14 protein-coding genes are annotated in these 15,332 nt (G+C 61.6%); 8 read left to right on the forward strand and 6 right to left on the reverse strand.

Annotated elements, in window-relative coordinates; translation table 11 throughout:
* Positions 1–19 precede the first annotated feature (19 nt).
* Positions 20–2,707, reverse strand: coding sequence for a magnesium-translocating P-type ATPase (gene mgtA / locus FJ546_RS20975; RefSeq protein WP_140891070.1), 2,688 nt, complete (start codon positions 2,705–2,707; stop codon positions 20–22).
* The gene (locus tag FJ546_RS20980) at positions 2,638–3,447 is read right to left on the reverse strand and encodes a universal stress protein (protein WP_140891071.1); all 810 of its coding nucleotides are present in this window, start codon (positions 3,445–3,447) and stop codon (positions 2,638–2,640) included. The genes mgtA and FJ546_RS20980 overlap by 70 nt, the downstream gene beginning before the upstream one ends.
* Positions 3,448–3,631: 184 nt before the next feature.
* Between FJ546_RS20980 and FJ546_RS20985 the strand changes: the two genes are divergently transcribed.
* Entirely contained in the window at positions 3,632–5,185 is a 1,554-nt protein-coding gene (locus FJ546_RS20985) for a PAS domain S-box protein (protein WP_140891192.1), read from the forward strand.
* Positions 5,175–5,789 carry a response regulator FixJ gene (fixJ, locus tag FJ546_RS20990; RefSeq protein WP_140891072.1) on the forward strand — a complete coding sequence of 205 codons (615 nt, stop codon included), beginning with the start codon at positions 5,175–5,177 and terminating at the stop codon, positions 5,787–5,789. The genes FJ546_RS20985 and fixJ overlap by 11 nt, the downstream gene beginning before the upstream one ends.
* A 2-nt stretch (positions 5,790–5,791) precedes the next feature.
* Here fixJ and FJ546_RS20995 read toward each other — a convergent pair whose 3' ends face one another.
* The 3 genes from FJ546_RS20995 to FJ546_RS21005 all read right to left on the reverse strand — a co-directional run bounded on the left by FJ546_RS20995 (position 5,792) and on the right by FJ546_RS21005 (position 6,918).
* Positions 5,792–6,061, reverse strand: coding sequence for a hypothetical protein (locus FJ546_RS20995; RefSeq protein WP_140891073.1), 270 nt, complete (start codon positions 6,059–6,061; stop codon positions 5,792–5,794).
* Positions 6,062–6,156: 95 nt separating this feature from the next.
* Positions 6,157–6,510, reverse strand: coding sequence for a cytochrome c (locus FJ546_RS21000; protein WP_246686905.1), 354 nt, complete (start codon positions 6,508–6,510; stop codon positions 6,157–6,159).
* Between the two features lie 24 nt (positions 6,511–6,534).
* A complete protein-coding gene (locus FJ546_RS21005; RefSeq protein ID WP_246686906.1) occupies positions 6,535–6,918 on the reverse strand; it encodes a phasin family protein in 384 nt (127 codons plus the stop codon).
* A gap of 379 nt (positions 6,919–7,297) precedes the next feature.
* On the opposite strand from FJ546_RS21005, the gene hemA reads away from it, so the two are divergent.
* The 6 genes from hemA (at position 7,298) to FJ546_RS21035 (ending at position 12,582) form a co-directional block, all read left to right on the forward strand.
* Complete coding sequence (gene hemA, locus FJ546_RS21010) at positions 7,298–8,575, forward strand: 5-aminolevulinate synthase (protein ID WP_140891076.1); 1,278 nt, start codon at positions 7,298–7,300, stop codon at positions 8,573–8,575.
* Positions 8,576–8,639: 64 nt separating this feature from the next.
* On the forward strand, positions 8,640–9,074 hold the full coding sequence (locus FJ546_RS21015; protein ID WP_140891077.1) for a DUF2267 domain-containing protein: 435 nt from the start codon (positions 8,640–8,642) through the stop codon (positions 9,072–9,074).
* 3 nt (positions 9,075–9,077) lie between these two features.
* Positions 9,078–9,785: a phosphoribosyltransferase gene (locus tag FJ546_RS21020; RefSeq protein WP_140891078.1), complete on the forward strand. Its 708-nt coding sequence runs from the start codon at positions 9,078–9,080 to the stop codon at positions 9,783–9,785.
* Positions 9,785–10,231, forward strand: coding sequence for a pyridoxamine 5'-phosphate oxidase family protein (locus tag FJ546_RS21025; RefSeq protein WP_140891194.1), 447 nt, complete (start codon positions 9,785–9,787; stop codon positions 10,229–10,231). Before FJ546_RS21020 ends, FJ546_RS21025 begins: the two co-directional genes overlap by 1 nt.
* A gap of 345 nt (positions 10,232–10,576) precedes the next feature.
* Positions 10,577–10,975: a cytochrome c gene (locus FJ546_RS21030; RefSeq protein WP_140891080.1), complete on the forward strand. Its 399-nt coding sequence runs from the start codon at positions 10,577–10,579 to the stop codon at positions 10,973–10,975.
* A 53-nt stretch (positions 10,976–11,028) separates the two neighbouring features.
* On the forward strand, positions 11,029–12,582 hold the full coding sequence (locus tag FJ546_RS21035) for a bifunctional aminoglycoside phosphotransferase/ATP-binding protein (protein ID WP_140891081.1): 1,554 nt from the start codon (positions 11,029–11,031) through the stop codon (positions 12,580–12,582).
* A gap of 19 nt (positions 12,583–12,601) precedes the next feature.
* On the opposite strand, the gene FJ546_RS21040 is transcribed toward FJ546_RS21035, so the two are convergent.
* The gene (locus FJ546_RS21040) at positions 12,602–15,283 is read right to left on the reverse strand and encodes a bifunctional acetate--CoA ligase family protein/GNAT family N-acetyltransferase (RefSeq protein ID WP_140891083.1); all 2,682 of its coding nucleotides are present in this window, start codon (positions 15,281–15,283) and stop codon (positions 12,602–12,604) included.
* Positions 15,284–15,332: the final 49 nt, after the last annotated feature.

Consider the following 15,332-nt stretch of genomic DNA (forward strand, 5'->3'; position numbering starts at 1 on the left):
CCCGACAGGGAGCATGGCGCTAAACCTTGGCCACAAGGCGATCGAGAAAGGACCGCTGACCGGCAAGCAACTTCTTGCGGGCCCGGCTCTCTTGTCCGAAAAACCAGCGCTTGGTCGCCTCCGAGGCGAGCAGATAGAGCGCGGTAATTGCGACAAGTCCGGCAAGTACGGGCAGAGGCAAGGGCACGAAGCCGAACCAGGCCGCAAACGGCAGATAGGGGATCATGATCGCGATAATCCCGACAGCCAATGTAAGCCAGGCAAGCAACGGGCTTGGACGGCTCGCCCAGAAAGCCCTGTGCGTGCGCACAATGAGCACGATGGCAAGCTCCGTCAGTAACGACTCGACAAACCAGGCGGTCTGGAATGCGGCCTCCGTGGCATGCGCGAAGAACAGAAGGAATGCGAAGGTCGCGAAGTCGAACAGCGAACTGACCAGGCCAAAGCTGATCATGAACCGCCGCACAAAACGGATATCCCAGTGGCGAGGCCGGTGCAGTTGGTCGGGATCGACGTTGTCACCTGCAATGGCGAGTGAAGGAACGTCGGAAAGGAAATTGTTGAGCAGGATCTGCTTGGCCAGAAGCGGCAGGAAAGGCAGGAACAGCGAGGCGACAGCCATGCTGATCATGTTGCCGAAATTGGCGCTGGTGGTGATGGAAATGTACTTCATCGTGTTTGCGAAGGTCTTGCGGCCATCGTCGACGCCGCGCACCAGCACGCCGAGATCCTGCTTGAGAAGGATGATATCGGCCGCCTCGCGCGCGACATCGACAGCGCTGTCGACCGAGATGCCTATGTCTGCCTCATGAAGGGCAGGCGCATCGTTGATGCCGTCGCCCAGGTAACCAACGACACGGCCCCTGCTCCGTAAAGCCTGAACGATGCGCTCCTTCTGGTTGGGGTCGATCTCGACGAAGAGGTCGGTGTGCTGCACGGCTGCGAAGAGCGCGCTCTTCGTCAATTTCGAAAGCTCCTCGCCGGTCATGATCCTGTCGGCGCGCAAGCCGATCGCTTGGGCGAGATGCGCGGCAACGTAACGGTTGTCGCCAGAAATGACTTTTACCGCGACGCCACGCCGGGCGAGTTCGGCAAGCGTCTCCTTGACGCCTTTCTTTGGCGGGTCGAGGAAAAGCAGGAAGCCCGCGAAGGCGAGATCGATCTCGTCTTTCCTGCTGAACGTTTTCTGGCTCTCAAACCGACGGATTGCCAGGCCCAGAACGCGGTAGCCGTCCGCGCTCCAGCGTCGGAATTTTTCGTCGATTGCCGCCCGGTCCATTTCATTGAGAGGTTCCAGCCCCTTGGCCGTTCGGACGAAGCTGCAGGTTTCGAGGACATTTTGCACGGCACCTTTGGTAATCAGAAGATCCTGGGCGTCCTTGTTCCGCACCACAACCGATAGTCGCTTGCGAATGAAATCATAGGGGATTTCGTCGACTTTCGTGAAGGCCGCCAATGATGGACCCTCGCCTGGCGCACCGGCGATTGCTTCGTCCAGTGGATTCTTCAGTCCGGTCTGCAGGGTCGCGTTGAGACGTCCCCAGAGCAGGATATCGGTTGACGGATTGCCGTCGACATCGAGCCATCCATCCAGGTGGATAACGCCTTCCGTCAGCGTCCCCGTTTTGTCGGTGCACAACAAATCCATGCTGCCCAGGTTCTCGATGGCATCGAGACGGCGCACGATGACGCCATTGGCTGCCATCGCGCGAGCCCCTCGAGCCAGCGTCACGCTGATGATGGCCGGGAGAAGTTCGGGCGTAAGACCAACCGCCAGCGCCAGCGAAAACAGCAGCGATTCGATGAGCGGCCGATGCAGCATCAGGTTGGCGAAGAACACCAGGATGACAATCGCCAGCATGATCTCAGTCATCAGATAGCCGAACAGCCTGATGCCCCGGGCAAACCCTGTTTCGGGGATTTGTCGCTCCAGGGCCGCGGCGATCGACGCAAATTCCGTGCGGGTGCCGGTTGCTGCTGCAAGCACGGTTGCGGTGCCGCTACGCACGGATGTTCCCATAAAGACCGCGTTGGTGCGCCGTGTGAGCGCGGCATCCGGCGCCGATCGTCCCGTTGTCTTCACGGCGGGAAAGGTTTCGCCGGTCAGCACGGCCTCGCTGACATTGAAATCGCGGGCATCCAGAATGATACCGTCGGCAGGGATGAGGTTTCCGGCCGAAAGCCGGATCACGTCGCCCGGCACAATGTCTTCGGCGGCGACCGAGCACTCGGCGCCGTCGCGCAACACAATAGCCTTGCGCGAAATACGCTGTTTCAGTGCTTCGGTCGCCCGCGACGCGCCGTACTCTTGGGTGAAGCTCAGGACGCAGCTTGCCAGTACGATCGCGCCGATGATCGCAGCCTCCTGTCCATCCCCGACGAAGGCGGATACGCAGGCCGCGAAAATGAGTATCAGGACCAGTGGGCTGCGGAACTGGCGGGCAAACACTGCCAAGGCCGACGCGCTTGACGTCGACGCGGGTGTGTTTCGACCGAATTTTGCGAGCCTCGAAGCCGCCTCGGACGAAGCAAGCCCCGAGACTGAGGTCTCAAGGCGTAGCAGGAGGTCATTGGTCTCGATCGACCAATAGGCACCGTCGTCTGGTGAGACGGATTGCTGGTCAGCCTCGCCTATCATCAATACGACATGAAGCGGTTGATGCCGCTCTCTTCGATCAGCGTGCGCGTAACGCCGCCGAATGCCCATTCCCGCAAGCGGCTATGGCCATAGGCGCCCGAGACGATGAGGTCCGCATGGATCGAGCGTGCGAATGTCAGCAACCGGTCGCCATCAGCCTCACCGGTGATCAACTCGGTTCGCGCCTTGATGCCATGGTGCTCGAGAAAGACCGCGACATCGGCGAGGCTGTCACGAATGCTTTCATCGCGGTCGGTGTCAATCGTGGCAATCACGACTTCGCTGGCTTCGGCCAGGAAAGGCAACGCATCAGCCATCGCCCGCCGCGCCTCCCTGGTGTCCTTCCACGCGACAAGAACGGTTTTTGCAAGGACGTGCTCTACGTTGGTTGCGGCGACCAGGACCGGACGCCCGGTGCCCAGTGTCAGGCTGCCGACATCCACGGCGCGAAACACATTGTCTCCTGCCTGGCCGGTAACGATAAGGTCGGCTGCTCTGGCCGAAACGCTGAGGAACCGGGTCGGGCTGCAAACAGCTTGGCCCCATTCGCTAAAGATCGAAGCAGGAACCAGCCTTTCGAACTCGGCTCGCAGTTCTGCAAGCCGTTTTTCGATTTCCGTTCGCTGGATCTGCATGATCTCGCCTTCGTAGACCATGCCCTGACCCGTCGCGACTAAGGGCGGAACATCCGCTGCCGCCAAGCCGATAAGACGGGCTCCAAACTGTTCCGCCAGTTCGACCCCCACCTTTACAATAGGTGCAGGAGGCGCATCGATGGCGAGGTTGACGATGATTGACTTGTAAGACATCGCGGGGCGCCTTTCGCTGAACGATGGAATGCGTGATGAATTGCATTCGCCAACGTCCAATGCCTTGATGCGCGTCAAAGATCGCCAACTGCGCCTGCGCACGAAAACGTCGGCTCGATCCGTTTTGCGTGTGCGGCGAGAAGTGATAGGTAGCCCGGTAGCGTCTCGAACCCAGGAACTTCAGGTGATCAAAGACGAAGCGCTCAGTTTGTCGCCCGGCGGGACGACACTCAAATCACTGCTGTCGCGAATGTTCGATCAGGCTCCGGGATTTATGGCGCTCTTGCGCGAGCCAGATCACGTTTTCGAGCTGACCAATGCCGCCTACCAGCAATTGATCGGCAACAGGCAAGTGGTTGGAAAGTCCGTGCGGGACGCCTTTCCCGAGCTCGAAGGACATGAGTTTTTCGACCATCTGGACCAAGCGTACACGACCGGCGAGCCCTATAGGGGCCAAGGGGTGAAGGTTGGCCTTCGCAACACAATCGACGGCCCGGTCGAAGAGCGCATCCTTGATTTTGTCTATCAGCCAATCAAGGCTGACGACGGCCGTATCACCGCGATCTTCATTGAAGGCACGGATGTCAGCGAACTCTCCTTTGCAAATGCCGCACTTCGGCTGCGCGAGGACCATTTGCGATCCATCCTGGCAACAGTGCCGGACGCAATGGTCGTCATAGACGAACAGGGCCGGATCCAGTCCTTCAGCACCGCTGCCGAAACGCTGTTCGGCTACAAGTCAAGCGAGGTCATCGGGCAAAACGTCAATAGGCTGATGCCCCCGCCCTACCGCGACGAGCATGATGCCTATCTGCTTCGCTATTTGACGACGGGAGAGCGCCGGATCATCGGGCTCGGCCGCACCGTTACCGGGGCACGCAAGGACGGCACGACTTTCCCGATGGAGCTTTCCGTCGGCGAGATGCACCCGGGAACCGGACGCTTCTTCACAGGCTTCTGCCGCGACCTGACCGAACGCCACCGGGCGGAAGCGAGAATCCAGGAGCAGCAGCAGGAGCTTCTCCATATGGCGCGGTTTACAGCTCTCGGCGAAATGGCTTCGACCTTGGCCCATGAGATCAACCAGCCGCTTACGGCGATCACGAACTATTTGAAAGGCAGCCGGCGACTTCTCGAGAACAGCAAGGAAGAAAATGCGCCAATGCTGCGGGATGCCGTGGATAAAGCCGCCGAGCAGGCCCTGAGGGCGGGAAACGTCATCAGGCATCTGAGGGATTTCGTTGCAAGAGGCGAAAGCGAGCGCCAGGTCGAACGACTGCCGACGCTGATCGAGGAAGCTTCGTCCCTGGCACTGGTCGGAGCACGGGAGATAAATGTCCTCGTCAGCTACAAGCTCGACCCTGCCGCCGAACTGGTGTTGACCGATCGCATCCAGATCCAGCAGGTTCTGCTCAATCTGATGCGCAATGCCGTAGAGGCAATGCAAGGCTCGCCGCGCCGCGAATTGAAGGTCACAACTGTCGCCCGTGATGATGGAATAGCCGAGGTGAGCGTGATCGATACCGGCCCAGGCCTTGCCCCGGAGGTCTCGGCGCAACTCTTCCAGCCATTCGTGACCACCAAGAAGCACGGCATGGGTGTCGGGCTTTCGATTTGCCGCACCATCGTTGAATCGCATGGTGGTCACATATGGGCCGAGGCAATGCCGGCCGGCGGGACGGCTTTCCGGTTCACCTTGCGCATCGTGGAGAAGGAAGAGGTCTCAAATGGCCGATAGTGATCTGGTGCACGTGGTCGACGACGATGTGGACGTTCGCAAGTCGCTCGGTTTTCTCCTGGCGACAGCGGATTTTGCGGTGCGCTTGTACGAATCGGCGACGGCTTTTCTATCGACGGCGACGGGCAAGCTCGAGGGCTGCATCGTCACCGACGTACGCATGCCGGGCATAGACGGTATCGAGTTCCTGCGGCAGATCAGAGCCGGCGGCCATACGCTTCCGGTTATTGTCATGACGGGCCATGCCGATGTGGCGCTCGCCGTCCAGGCGATGAAAGAGGGAGCCGCCGATTTCATCGAGAAGCCGTTCGATGACGAGATGCTGATCGAAGCGATCCGTTCCGCATTGGCCAACCGCAACCAGGCGCATGCGGCGCATCCCCAGTCCGCGGATATCCGCGATCGCCTGTCCACCTTGTCGGAACGCGAGCGGCAGGTGCTGGATGGGCTGGTGTCCGGCCTGCCGAACAAGACGATCGCCTATGATCTGGGCATCAGCCCGCGCACCGTCGAAATCCACCGGGCCAATGTCATGAGCAAGATGGCGGCAGGCAGCCTGTCACACCTCGTGCGCATGGCGCTTATCGTGGAATCCAGATTCTAGGCTTATTGGCCGGGTTGAAGGCTGTCGTCCTCGTCGAGCGTTTTCTCCATCGCCCAGTCGCGCCAATGGGTCGGCCGGATATCGACACGCGCGCCAGTGGCCACGTTCTTCCAACCCTCCTCCACCCTTCGGCAGGGAAATACAAGCGCGTGCACGCCGTCCTCGTCAAGGACGGCAAGTTCGAGATCGCTATCAAACGGAGCGTTTTGGATTGGCTTCCACATCGCATCAAGATGTCCGCAAACGATGGGCCGCGCTTTGATTTGCATCATTTTCTGGAATCGCCCCGATCGCCGCCGGCATGAGGTCGTGCTTGCCGCTCCTGATCGGATCCGCCCCAGTTCTGCCTACTCTGCCGGTGCCTCGATCACGGTTGCTGCAGGCTGCTGATATAGGCGATGATCGCGTCGATCTGGTCAGGGCTCGCAACCCACTCAGGCATGTCCGGATGTCCCGTCGAGATGCCTTCCGCGAGAGCTTCCTCGAGATCCGCGATCGGATAGCGCTTCGACAAGGTGCGAAAGGCGGGCGCATCCGGATGGCTGCTCGTGTCGGTTCTGCCGACCGCGTGGCAACGGGAGCAATTCAACTCAACCAATGCCTTGCCGCGTTCGACCGAGCTATTTGCCAAGGCTGGCGGTGCGCAGCCAAGCCAAACCGCCACCAACACGGAAACCCACGCGCCATATCTGCGGCTGCCATTGTCCATACGGGTGTTCATGGCTGCAAGCCTCCGCATTTCCGATCAAGCGACTGTCTTCACCGCTATGTCTTCAATCGCGGTTCTGGCTTCGTTGCGCACCAGCCCGGCCGCCTCCGATGCAAGCTTGGACGTCAGTGTCGCAACCTTGCCGGCTTCGGTGACATAGTCCGAGGCCGCATTGTGCAGGAAGGTGGCGACGACCTCGAAGGCGTCATTGAATTCAGGACCGCCGATGAGATCGTCCGCCAGCTTGATATCCTGCTCGCAACGATGCCTCAGAAAGGCAAGCGTTTCGATCTGATAGCGCATCATCGCCTTGAAGGCGTGCGCCTGGAGCGACACGGCGGCAAGAACCACCTTCTGGCCATTATCCGCCATTGGCAGCGGCTGCGTGCCCGATCGCTGCGGTCCTGGATAGCTGTGCATGATCGACGGCTCCGTTGCGAGATGCCGCAACGCTAATGCCATTCGCCTCGGGGTCGTTGATCAGGATCAAGCCCTATGACCTTTGCCGGGCAGGCAGCCCTCCCGATTGGTCGAGAGATTTACGGCTGATCTGATCATTGCGGGCGGTTACGGCCACAGCCGTGTCCGTGAAATGGCCTTTGGCGGCGTGACGCATTCTGTGCTGCGCAGTGGATCGGTGCATCGATTCATATCGAACTGAGCAAGAATACCTTCGCCCCTGAAGTTGACCTGAATCAAGGTCGCCCCTTCCCGCAAGGGGTTACGTCTAGCCCCGCCAAATGAGCGAGGAACCGGTGCGGCGACACCTACGATCGTTCCACAGAAAAGGAGTTCGGACATGAACTACCAGCGGTTCTTCGAAGAAGCGATCGACCAGCTCCACGCGGAGCGTCGCTATCGTGTCTTCGCCGACCTCGAGCGCATCGCGGGCAAGTTTCCGCGCGCCATCTGGCGTTCCAATGGCCGCGCCGAGGAAATCACCGTCTGGTGCTCCAACGATTATCTCGGCATGGGCCAGCATCCCGATGTCATCGCCGCGTTCCAGGACGCGGCCGGCAAGATGGGCTCGGGCGCCGGCGGCACCCGCAACATTTCCGGCACCTCCAACCCGCTGGTCGAGCTCGAGCATGAGCTCGCCGACCTGCACGGCAAGGACGCGGCACTGGTCTTCACCTCCGGCTTCGTCTCCAACGAAGCCTCGATCTCGACCATCGCCCGGCTTCTGCCCAACTGCCTGATCATCTCGGACGAGCTGAACCACGCCTCGATGATCGAAGGGGTGCGGCGCTCGGGCGCCGAGAAGAAGATCTTCCGGCACAACGATGTCGCGCATCTGGAAAGCCTGCTGCAGGCGGCGGGGCGCGAACGCGCCAAGCTGATCGTCTTCGAAAGCGTCTATTCGATGGATGGCGACATCGCGCCGATCCGGGAGATCGTCGAGCTCGCCGAGCGCTACAACGCCATGACCTATATCGACGAGGTGCATGCGGTCGGCATGTACGGACCGCGCGGCGGCGGCATCACCGAGCGCGAAGGCCTGGCCGACCGCATCGACATCATCGAAGGCACGCTGGCCAAGGCATTCGGCACGCTGGGCGGCTACATCACCGGCACCAGTGCTGTCATCGACGCGGTGCGCTCCTATGCGCCGGGCTTCATCTTCACCACGGCGCTGCCGCCGGCGATCGCGGCCGCGGCCACCACCTCGATCCGCCATCTCAAGCACTCGCAGGCCGAGCGCGACGCCCAGCAGCGGCAGGCAGCGCGGACCAAGCAGATCCTCTCGGCCGCCGGCCTGCCGGTGATGGGCTCTCCAACCCATATCGTGCCGGTGCTGGTCGGCGATCCCGAACTCTGCAAGATGGCCAGCGACCGCCTGCTCGGCGTGCACGGCATCTACATCCAGCCGATCAACTACCCGACCGTGCCGCGCGGCACCGAACGTCTGCGCATCACGCCGACACCGTTCCATTCGGATGCGCTGATCGCCGAGCTGCAGGACGCGCTGGTCGAGACCTGGGACGCGCTCGGCATTCCCTACGGCTCGACAGGACGGCCCGCTGTCGCCAAGAGCGACCGGATCGTTCCGCTGATCATCGCGAAGGCCGGAGGCTGAAGCCGCCATGTGCTCAATCGTCTTCATCCATTTCGGCTTCCTCTGAATTTTAGGGAGTAGAACCATGAACCACATGTCCCGCACCTCATTTTCCGGCTTCACCCACGCTGCGCAGCAGGCACAGCAGTGGGTAAAAGAACTCGCCGCTGATCTCCGCTGGAGCGAGCCAAGTGCGTGCCGGCTTCTGAGGTCTGTTCTGCACGTGATGCGAGATTGGTTGCCGCCGGCGGAAACGGCCGATTTCTCGGCGCAACTGCCCGTTTTGATTCGCGGCATATACTTCGAGGGCTGGGACCCATCGGCGCCTGAGCATGAGCGCAAGAAGCGTGATTTTGTCCTCAGCGTCAGGAACAGCTTCGGCTACGACGACGACGTCGATTTCGACGTCGCCATCAGCGGGGTGTTCAAGCTGCTCGATCGCCATATATCGCATGGTGAGATCACCCAGATGAGAAATTCGATGAAGAAGTCCCTTCGCGAACTCTGGCCGGCGGATTGAACAATGTTTCGCGACCGTAAGCAGGCAGGAGAAAGACTCGGCACCGAATTGGCCGGGCTCGATCTTTGCCAGCCGGTCGTTCTGGCGCTGCCGCGCGGTGGGGTTCCTGTCGCCGCCGAAGTCGCCAAAGCCCTGGGCGCGCCTCTCGACGTACTCGTCGTCCGCAAAGTCGGTGCTCCGGGCAACGCGGAACTGGCGGTAGCCGCCGTCGTGGACGGCAATCCACCAGACGTCGTCCTCAACCGGGAGATCATTGAGGCTTATGCGCTCGACGATGCCGAACTTGCCTCGCTGGTCGCTCTCGAACGCCCGGAACTCGAACGCCGACGCCTCGCCTACAAGGGCAATCGCAGGTCGTTGTCAGTCGCAGGTAAAACGGCGATCCTCGTCGACGACGGGGCAGCAACCGGAACGACCATGAAGGTCGCCATACGCGCGCTCAGGCACCGGGCGCCCAGGGAGATCATCGTGGCGGTTCCGGTGTCTCCTCAGGATACATTGGCCGATTTGGCGACGGAGGCCGATCGCGTGGTATGTCTTAGCCAGCCAGGGCGGTTCCGTGCATTGGGCTATCACTACCTGCGGTTCCCGCAGCTTTCCGACAGTGAAGTGACCGCCGCGCTGGATGAGGCTGGCCGGCTGCACAAAACCCGCAAGCGCCATATGGTGGGCGACGGGTCGGCGGCAGAGAAGAACAGGAGATCACATTGATGCTGGTCCGCACGCTCCCTGCCTTGGAATGCACGAAAATCCTGACAGCCAATCGTGTTGGCCGCCTGGCATGCGCGAAGGACGGGCAGCCCTACGTCGTGCCCCTCTACTATGCCCATTCGGATGCTCATCTTTATGCTTTTTCCATGCCAGGCAAAAAAATCGAATGGATGCGGGCCAATCCGCTGGTGTCCGTCCAGGTCGACGAGCACGGCCAGGGCCGAGGATGGAGAAGCGTCATTGTCGATGGCCGATATGAAGAGCTGCCGGATCGTATCGGGTACAAGCTTCAGCGGGATCATGCCTGGTCAGTGTTGAGCAAGCACACCGACTGGTGGGAACCCGGCTCACTCAAGCCGGTCGCGTCCCCCACGGCAGACAATGCACCGCATGTTTTCTTTCGGATTCTGATCGAGCAGCTGTCCGGGCGAGAGGCAAGCGAGTAAAGTCGCGACCCTTCAAGAATAAGAGCGGCCGGCACAAACCGCGCCGGCCGGCTTTTTCCTCGTGGGAACCTCCATGGCGCCATCAAGACCGGCAGCGATTGACCCTCAAGCATTGGTCGCGGCATCGGCCCCAGGTTCGGCCCGGTAACCGTAAGCAGTGTCCTGAAAGTCACGCCGGCGACTCCTGATTTCGAGTGAAGGTTCAGTCGTGATGTCAGTCATTAGCGGCGGCGCCCGGTGATTTCATTGCGCTGAGTCAAACACCGTGAGTGGCGGCATTTGATCCGTATCAACGTGCGGAGAAGCCAAGGCTGTAGTTTCGGTCGATCAATCGGGGCAACGCAGATGAAATTCCTGATCGCGGCGATTCTGGCGGGATCGGCCCTCAACGCGGCTGGCGCCCAGGTACTCGGCAACGGCAAGGCGGAATACATGAACTCATGCGCCGTCTGCCATGGCCCAGACGGCAAGGGCGACGGCCCGTTGGGCGACGAGTTGTTGAAGCGGCCGAGCGACCTGACGCGCCTCTCCAGGCGCAACGGCGGCGAATTCCCTTATTGGCGCGTCTTTGCCGTCATCGACGGTCGCGGCATGGTGCCGGCGCATGGCGATCGCGACATGCCGGTCTGGGGCCGGCAATTCCTTCCCGGTGACGTGAAGAAATATGGCCCGAATGCCGGGGAAATCGTCACCAGGGAACGGATCCATGATCTGGCCGGTTATGTCGAGACGTTGCAGCAATGAAAGCAGAAGGCGCAAACAGTCTCCGCACGACGCCAGCATCGAAGAGGCCGGACATGATCGTTGACGAGCAGCAATCCGCTATCGCGTTCCTGCTTGATCCCGCCTCCTATGACATGACCGGACCTGTCGAAGCGATCGAGACCCATATCTCGCGAATTTTCTTGATTGGTGGACGTGCCTTTAAGATGAAACGGGCGGTCAAGCTGCCCTATGTCGATTTCTCGACGCCATCACTAAGGCTGGCCGCTTGCGAGAAAGAGGTGGAACTCAACGCCAAGACCGCACCCGGCCTTTATCTGGGCGTGCGGCGCGTTACCCGCGAAGCCGGCGGCAAACTCGTTTTCGATGGTATCGGCCAAATGGTCGATGCGGTGATCGAGATGGTCCGGTTTGATCAGTCGAGGCTCCTTGATCGGATGGCGACCGCAGGAGAACTGATGCCAGCGCTGATGACCGCCGTCGCACGTATGATCGCGGGATATCACCGTGCCGCGCCGAAGATCCACAAGGGAACCGGCTCGTTCAATTTGATGGGCGTGCTCGACATCAACGAGGCGGGCTTTGGCACCAGTCACGTTTTTACAAAACGGGAGATCGAGACGTTTGCCGCGGCTTTCCGCACCGCACTCACGCGCCATTCCGGATTGCTGGATCGCCGGGAGGCCGCGGGCAAAATCCGCCAGTGTCATGGCGATCTGCACCTGCGCAACATCTGCCTTTTCGATGGCGAGCCTCGCCTCTTCGATTGCATCGAATTCAATGACCAGATCGCCAGCATCGACGTTCTGTACGACCTTGCCTTCTTGCTGATGGACCTTTGGCATCGCGGTTTCCCAGAGCTCGCCAATCTCGTGATGAACCGCTACCTCGACGAGGCCGATGACGAGGATGGCTTTGTGCTGCTGCCTTTTTTCATGGCGGTGCGGGCAGCTGTGCGCGCGCATGTCACCGCCACCCAGGTCGAGGAAGGCAGCGCCGATTCCGGCAAATTGACGGCCGAGGCCCGATCCTATTTCGAACTGGCCCGAACATTTCTGCAGCAAACGCCGCCGAGGCTCGTTGCCATCGGCGGCCTCAGTGGTTCAGGCAAGACGACTATTGCCGAGGCGCTCGCCGCCCACGTCGGTGCGCCGCCCGGAGCGCGCATAGTCGAAAGCGACCGCATCCGCAAAGCGATGCACGGCGTGCCTGCCGAGACCAGGCTGCCGGACAAGGCCTATCGGCCCGATGTGTCCGACCGCGTCTACAACGAAATGGCATGGCGCGCCGGCCTGATTCTCTCCGAGGGCGGCTCGGTTGTAGCTGATGCGGTTTTCGACAGACCGGCCGATCGTGAGCGAATCGAGAAGGCGGCGCGAGACCGGGGTATTCCATTCTTCGGTTTCTGGCTGGAGGCGGATCCACTCGTCCTTTGGCGACGGGTCAGCGAACGCAAGGGCGGCCCCTCGGATGCAACGGTGGATATCCTCTCGCGTCAATTGCAGCGAAAAGCCGGCAAGGCCAGCTGGCGCAGGACCGATTCCGATCGAAAGCCCGTCGACATCGCCGCGGAACTGAGGAAATGTTGGCAGCGCGATGCTTCCGAGACCCTGCGCACGGCCTCCTGACTGTTGCGGATGATCGGCCTCAACCGAGTTCGAGCTTGGCCTCGACAAGCCCCGGCTCGTTCGCAAGATGCATGAGGGAGAAGCCGAATTCACGGCACATTGCCAGCATCTTGCTGTTTTCACTGAGCACGATACCTTCGATGCGGCGGATCCCATCGGCCTTTGCATAATCGACGATCTGGCTGAGCAACTCCCACCCCAGACCATGACCCTGCAAGTCCGTCCGCACCAGCAATGCGTATTCGGCGCTGACGTGGTCGGGATCGCAGGACAAGCGGCTGATGCCTGCCAGCGCGCCAGTGCTCGTGTCCAATGCTACGAAAGCCATGTTGCGGTCGTAGTCGAGCTGGGTGAGCCGCTTCAACATCTGGTCGGAGAAGCTTTTGCGCGGCGACAGAAACCGCATGCGCAGATCGTCGGGCGAAATCCTGCCGAGGAATTCGGGATAGAGCGCAATGTCCGCCGGCCTGATCGGCCGGATATGATAGCGAGCGTCTCCTGCCGAGATTTCCTTCTCCCAGCCTGACGGGTAGGGCCGGATGCACAGCGCGGGATTCGGCCCGGCTTCTTCCACCCGCTCCGGTTCGATCTCGATGCGTGCGTCCAGTGCGATCACGCCGTCGGCGTCGGCGAGCAACGGATTGATGTCCATTGACACGAGGCACGGAAAGTCGACGACCATCTGCGACAGGCCGTTTAGCGCCGCGACGATCGCCTGCCGATCCGCGGGTTTGCGATCGCGGAATCCGGCGAGCAGCCGGCCGATCCGCGTTTGCCCGATCAGGTCACCGGCAAGAACGTCGTCGAGCGGCGGCAACGCGATCGCGGTATCGTCGGTCACTTCAACGGCGACGCCACCCGCTCCGAACAGCAGAACCGGGCCGAAAATCGGATCGCGGCTGACACCAAGGATCAGTTCCTGAGCCTGTTTTCGCACCACCATCGGCTGCACGGCATAACCCTCGATATCGGCCTGGGGGTCGTGCTTACGCAACCGGGCCTTGACCGAGCGGGCGGCCTCCTCGGCTGCCGCCGCGGCCGCAATGCCGAGCACCACCCCGCCAATGTCCGACTTGTGCGAAATCGCCTTTGACAGCAGCTTGACGACGACCTGCTCGGATGTCTTGAGAAGCCGGCTCGCCGCTTTCCCCGCTTCGGCAGGGGATCTGGCGATGATCGTTTCGGGCACCGGGATGCCGTAGGCGGAAATCGCCGCCTTGGCCTCGGGTTCGGTCAGCATGCGCCGGCCTTCCCTGGCGACCCGCCTGAATACGGAAAGCACCGCTTCTCGACCGCTCGTGGCGGCCTCGCAGTGGCCCGACGGCGTACGCAGCAGGGCCCGCTGGGCTCGCGACCAGTCGGCGAGGTAGGATACGGCCGTCGCGGCATCAGCGGGTGTCTCGAGGCTGGCGATCCCCGCGTCCTGAAGAACACGCCGCCCTTCGCGCGCCGTGTGTTCGCCAAGCCAGCAGGTCAGGACCGGTTTGCCGCCGATCTTGCCGTCCTGCGCGAGCGTTGCCACCGCGTTTGCCGCGGCGAGCGGCGAGCCGAGCCCGGTCGGGCAGTTCATGACCAGGACAACGTCGGTCCCGGCATCGGCCGCGATGGCCTCGACCGCGGCCCGGTAGCGCTCAGGCGGAGCGTCGCCGATGATGTCGACCGGATTGGCATGCGACCATGTGGCCGGCAGGACGGCATCCAGGCGGGCAATCGTTCCCGGCGCGAGTTCGGCCAGTTCCCCGTTGCAGTCGATAAGTTGGTCGACGGCGAGCACGCCAGCGCCACCGCCATTGGTGACGATGCCGACGCGGGCTCGCTCCAGCGGAGCGAAGCGGGCGGTCGTTTCAACCGCATCGAACAACTCGGCCAGGCCTTTGACGCGCAGGATGCCTGCGCGCAGCAATGCGGCATCGACGACACGATCGGCTCCGGACAGCGCGCCGGTATGGGTGGCGGCCGCCTTGGCCGCCTGCTCGTGCCGGCCCGATTTGATGACGACCACCGGCTTGAGGCGCGCGGCGGCGCGCGCCGCCGACATGAACTTGCGCGGATTGGGAATGGTTTCGAGATACATCACGATGGCGTGGGTGTGCATGTCGCCCGCCAGCATGTCGAGGCAGTCCCCCACATCGACATCGGCCATGTCGCCGAGCGAGACGATCTGGGAGAAGCCGACATTGTTATCGCCTGCCCAGTCGATCAGCGACGTGGCAATGGCGCCCGATTGCGACAGCAGTGCGATATTGCCGGGCTTGGCGGCCATATGCGCAAATCCCGCGTTAAGTTTGACGGGCGGGATCATCAGTCCGACCGTATTCGGCCCGATGATGCGGAACAGTGTGGGCTTGGCAGCGTCGAGCATGGCCTGACGCAGGCCGTTCTCGCGGGTAAGCCCGGCGGTGATCACGACCGCGGCCCGCGTCCCCTTGTCACCGAGCTCGCGCACGATGCCGGGAACCGTGTCCGGCGGCGTGACGATGACACCGAGGTCTGGAATATCAGGCAGAACGGCAGTATTGGCGTAGCAGGGCCGATTTCCAATTTCGGAATATTTCGGGTTGACCGGCCAAATCTCGCCTTCAAAGCCGCCGTTGACGATGTTGTCGAACACGACACGGCCGACCGAGCCGACGCGCCCTGATGCACCGAAGATGGCGACCGACCTCGGGGCGAACGCATGTTCGAGATTTCGGATCGTCACCCTTATGCCTCCTGTTCGTGGCGATAATCGCCTGTCGATCTTGCCCGTT

Source organism: Mesorhizobium sp. B2-4-19, assembly GCF_006441315.1.
Taxonomy (GTDB): Bacteria; Pseudomonadota; Alphaproteobacteria; order Rhizobiales; family Rhizobiaceae; genus Mesorhizobium.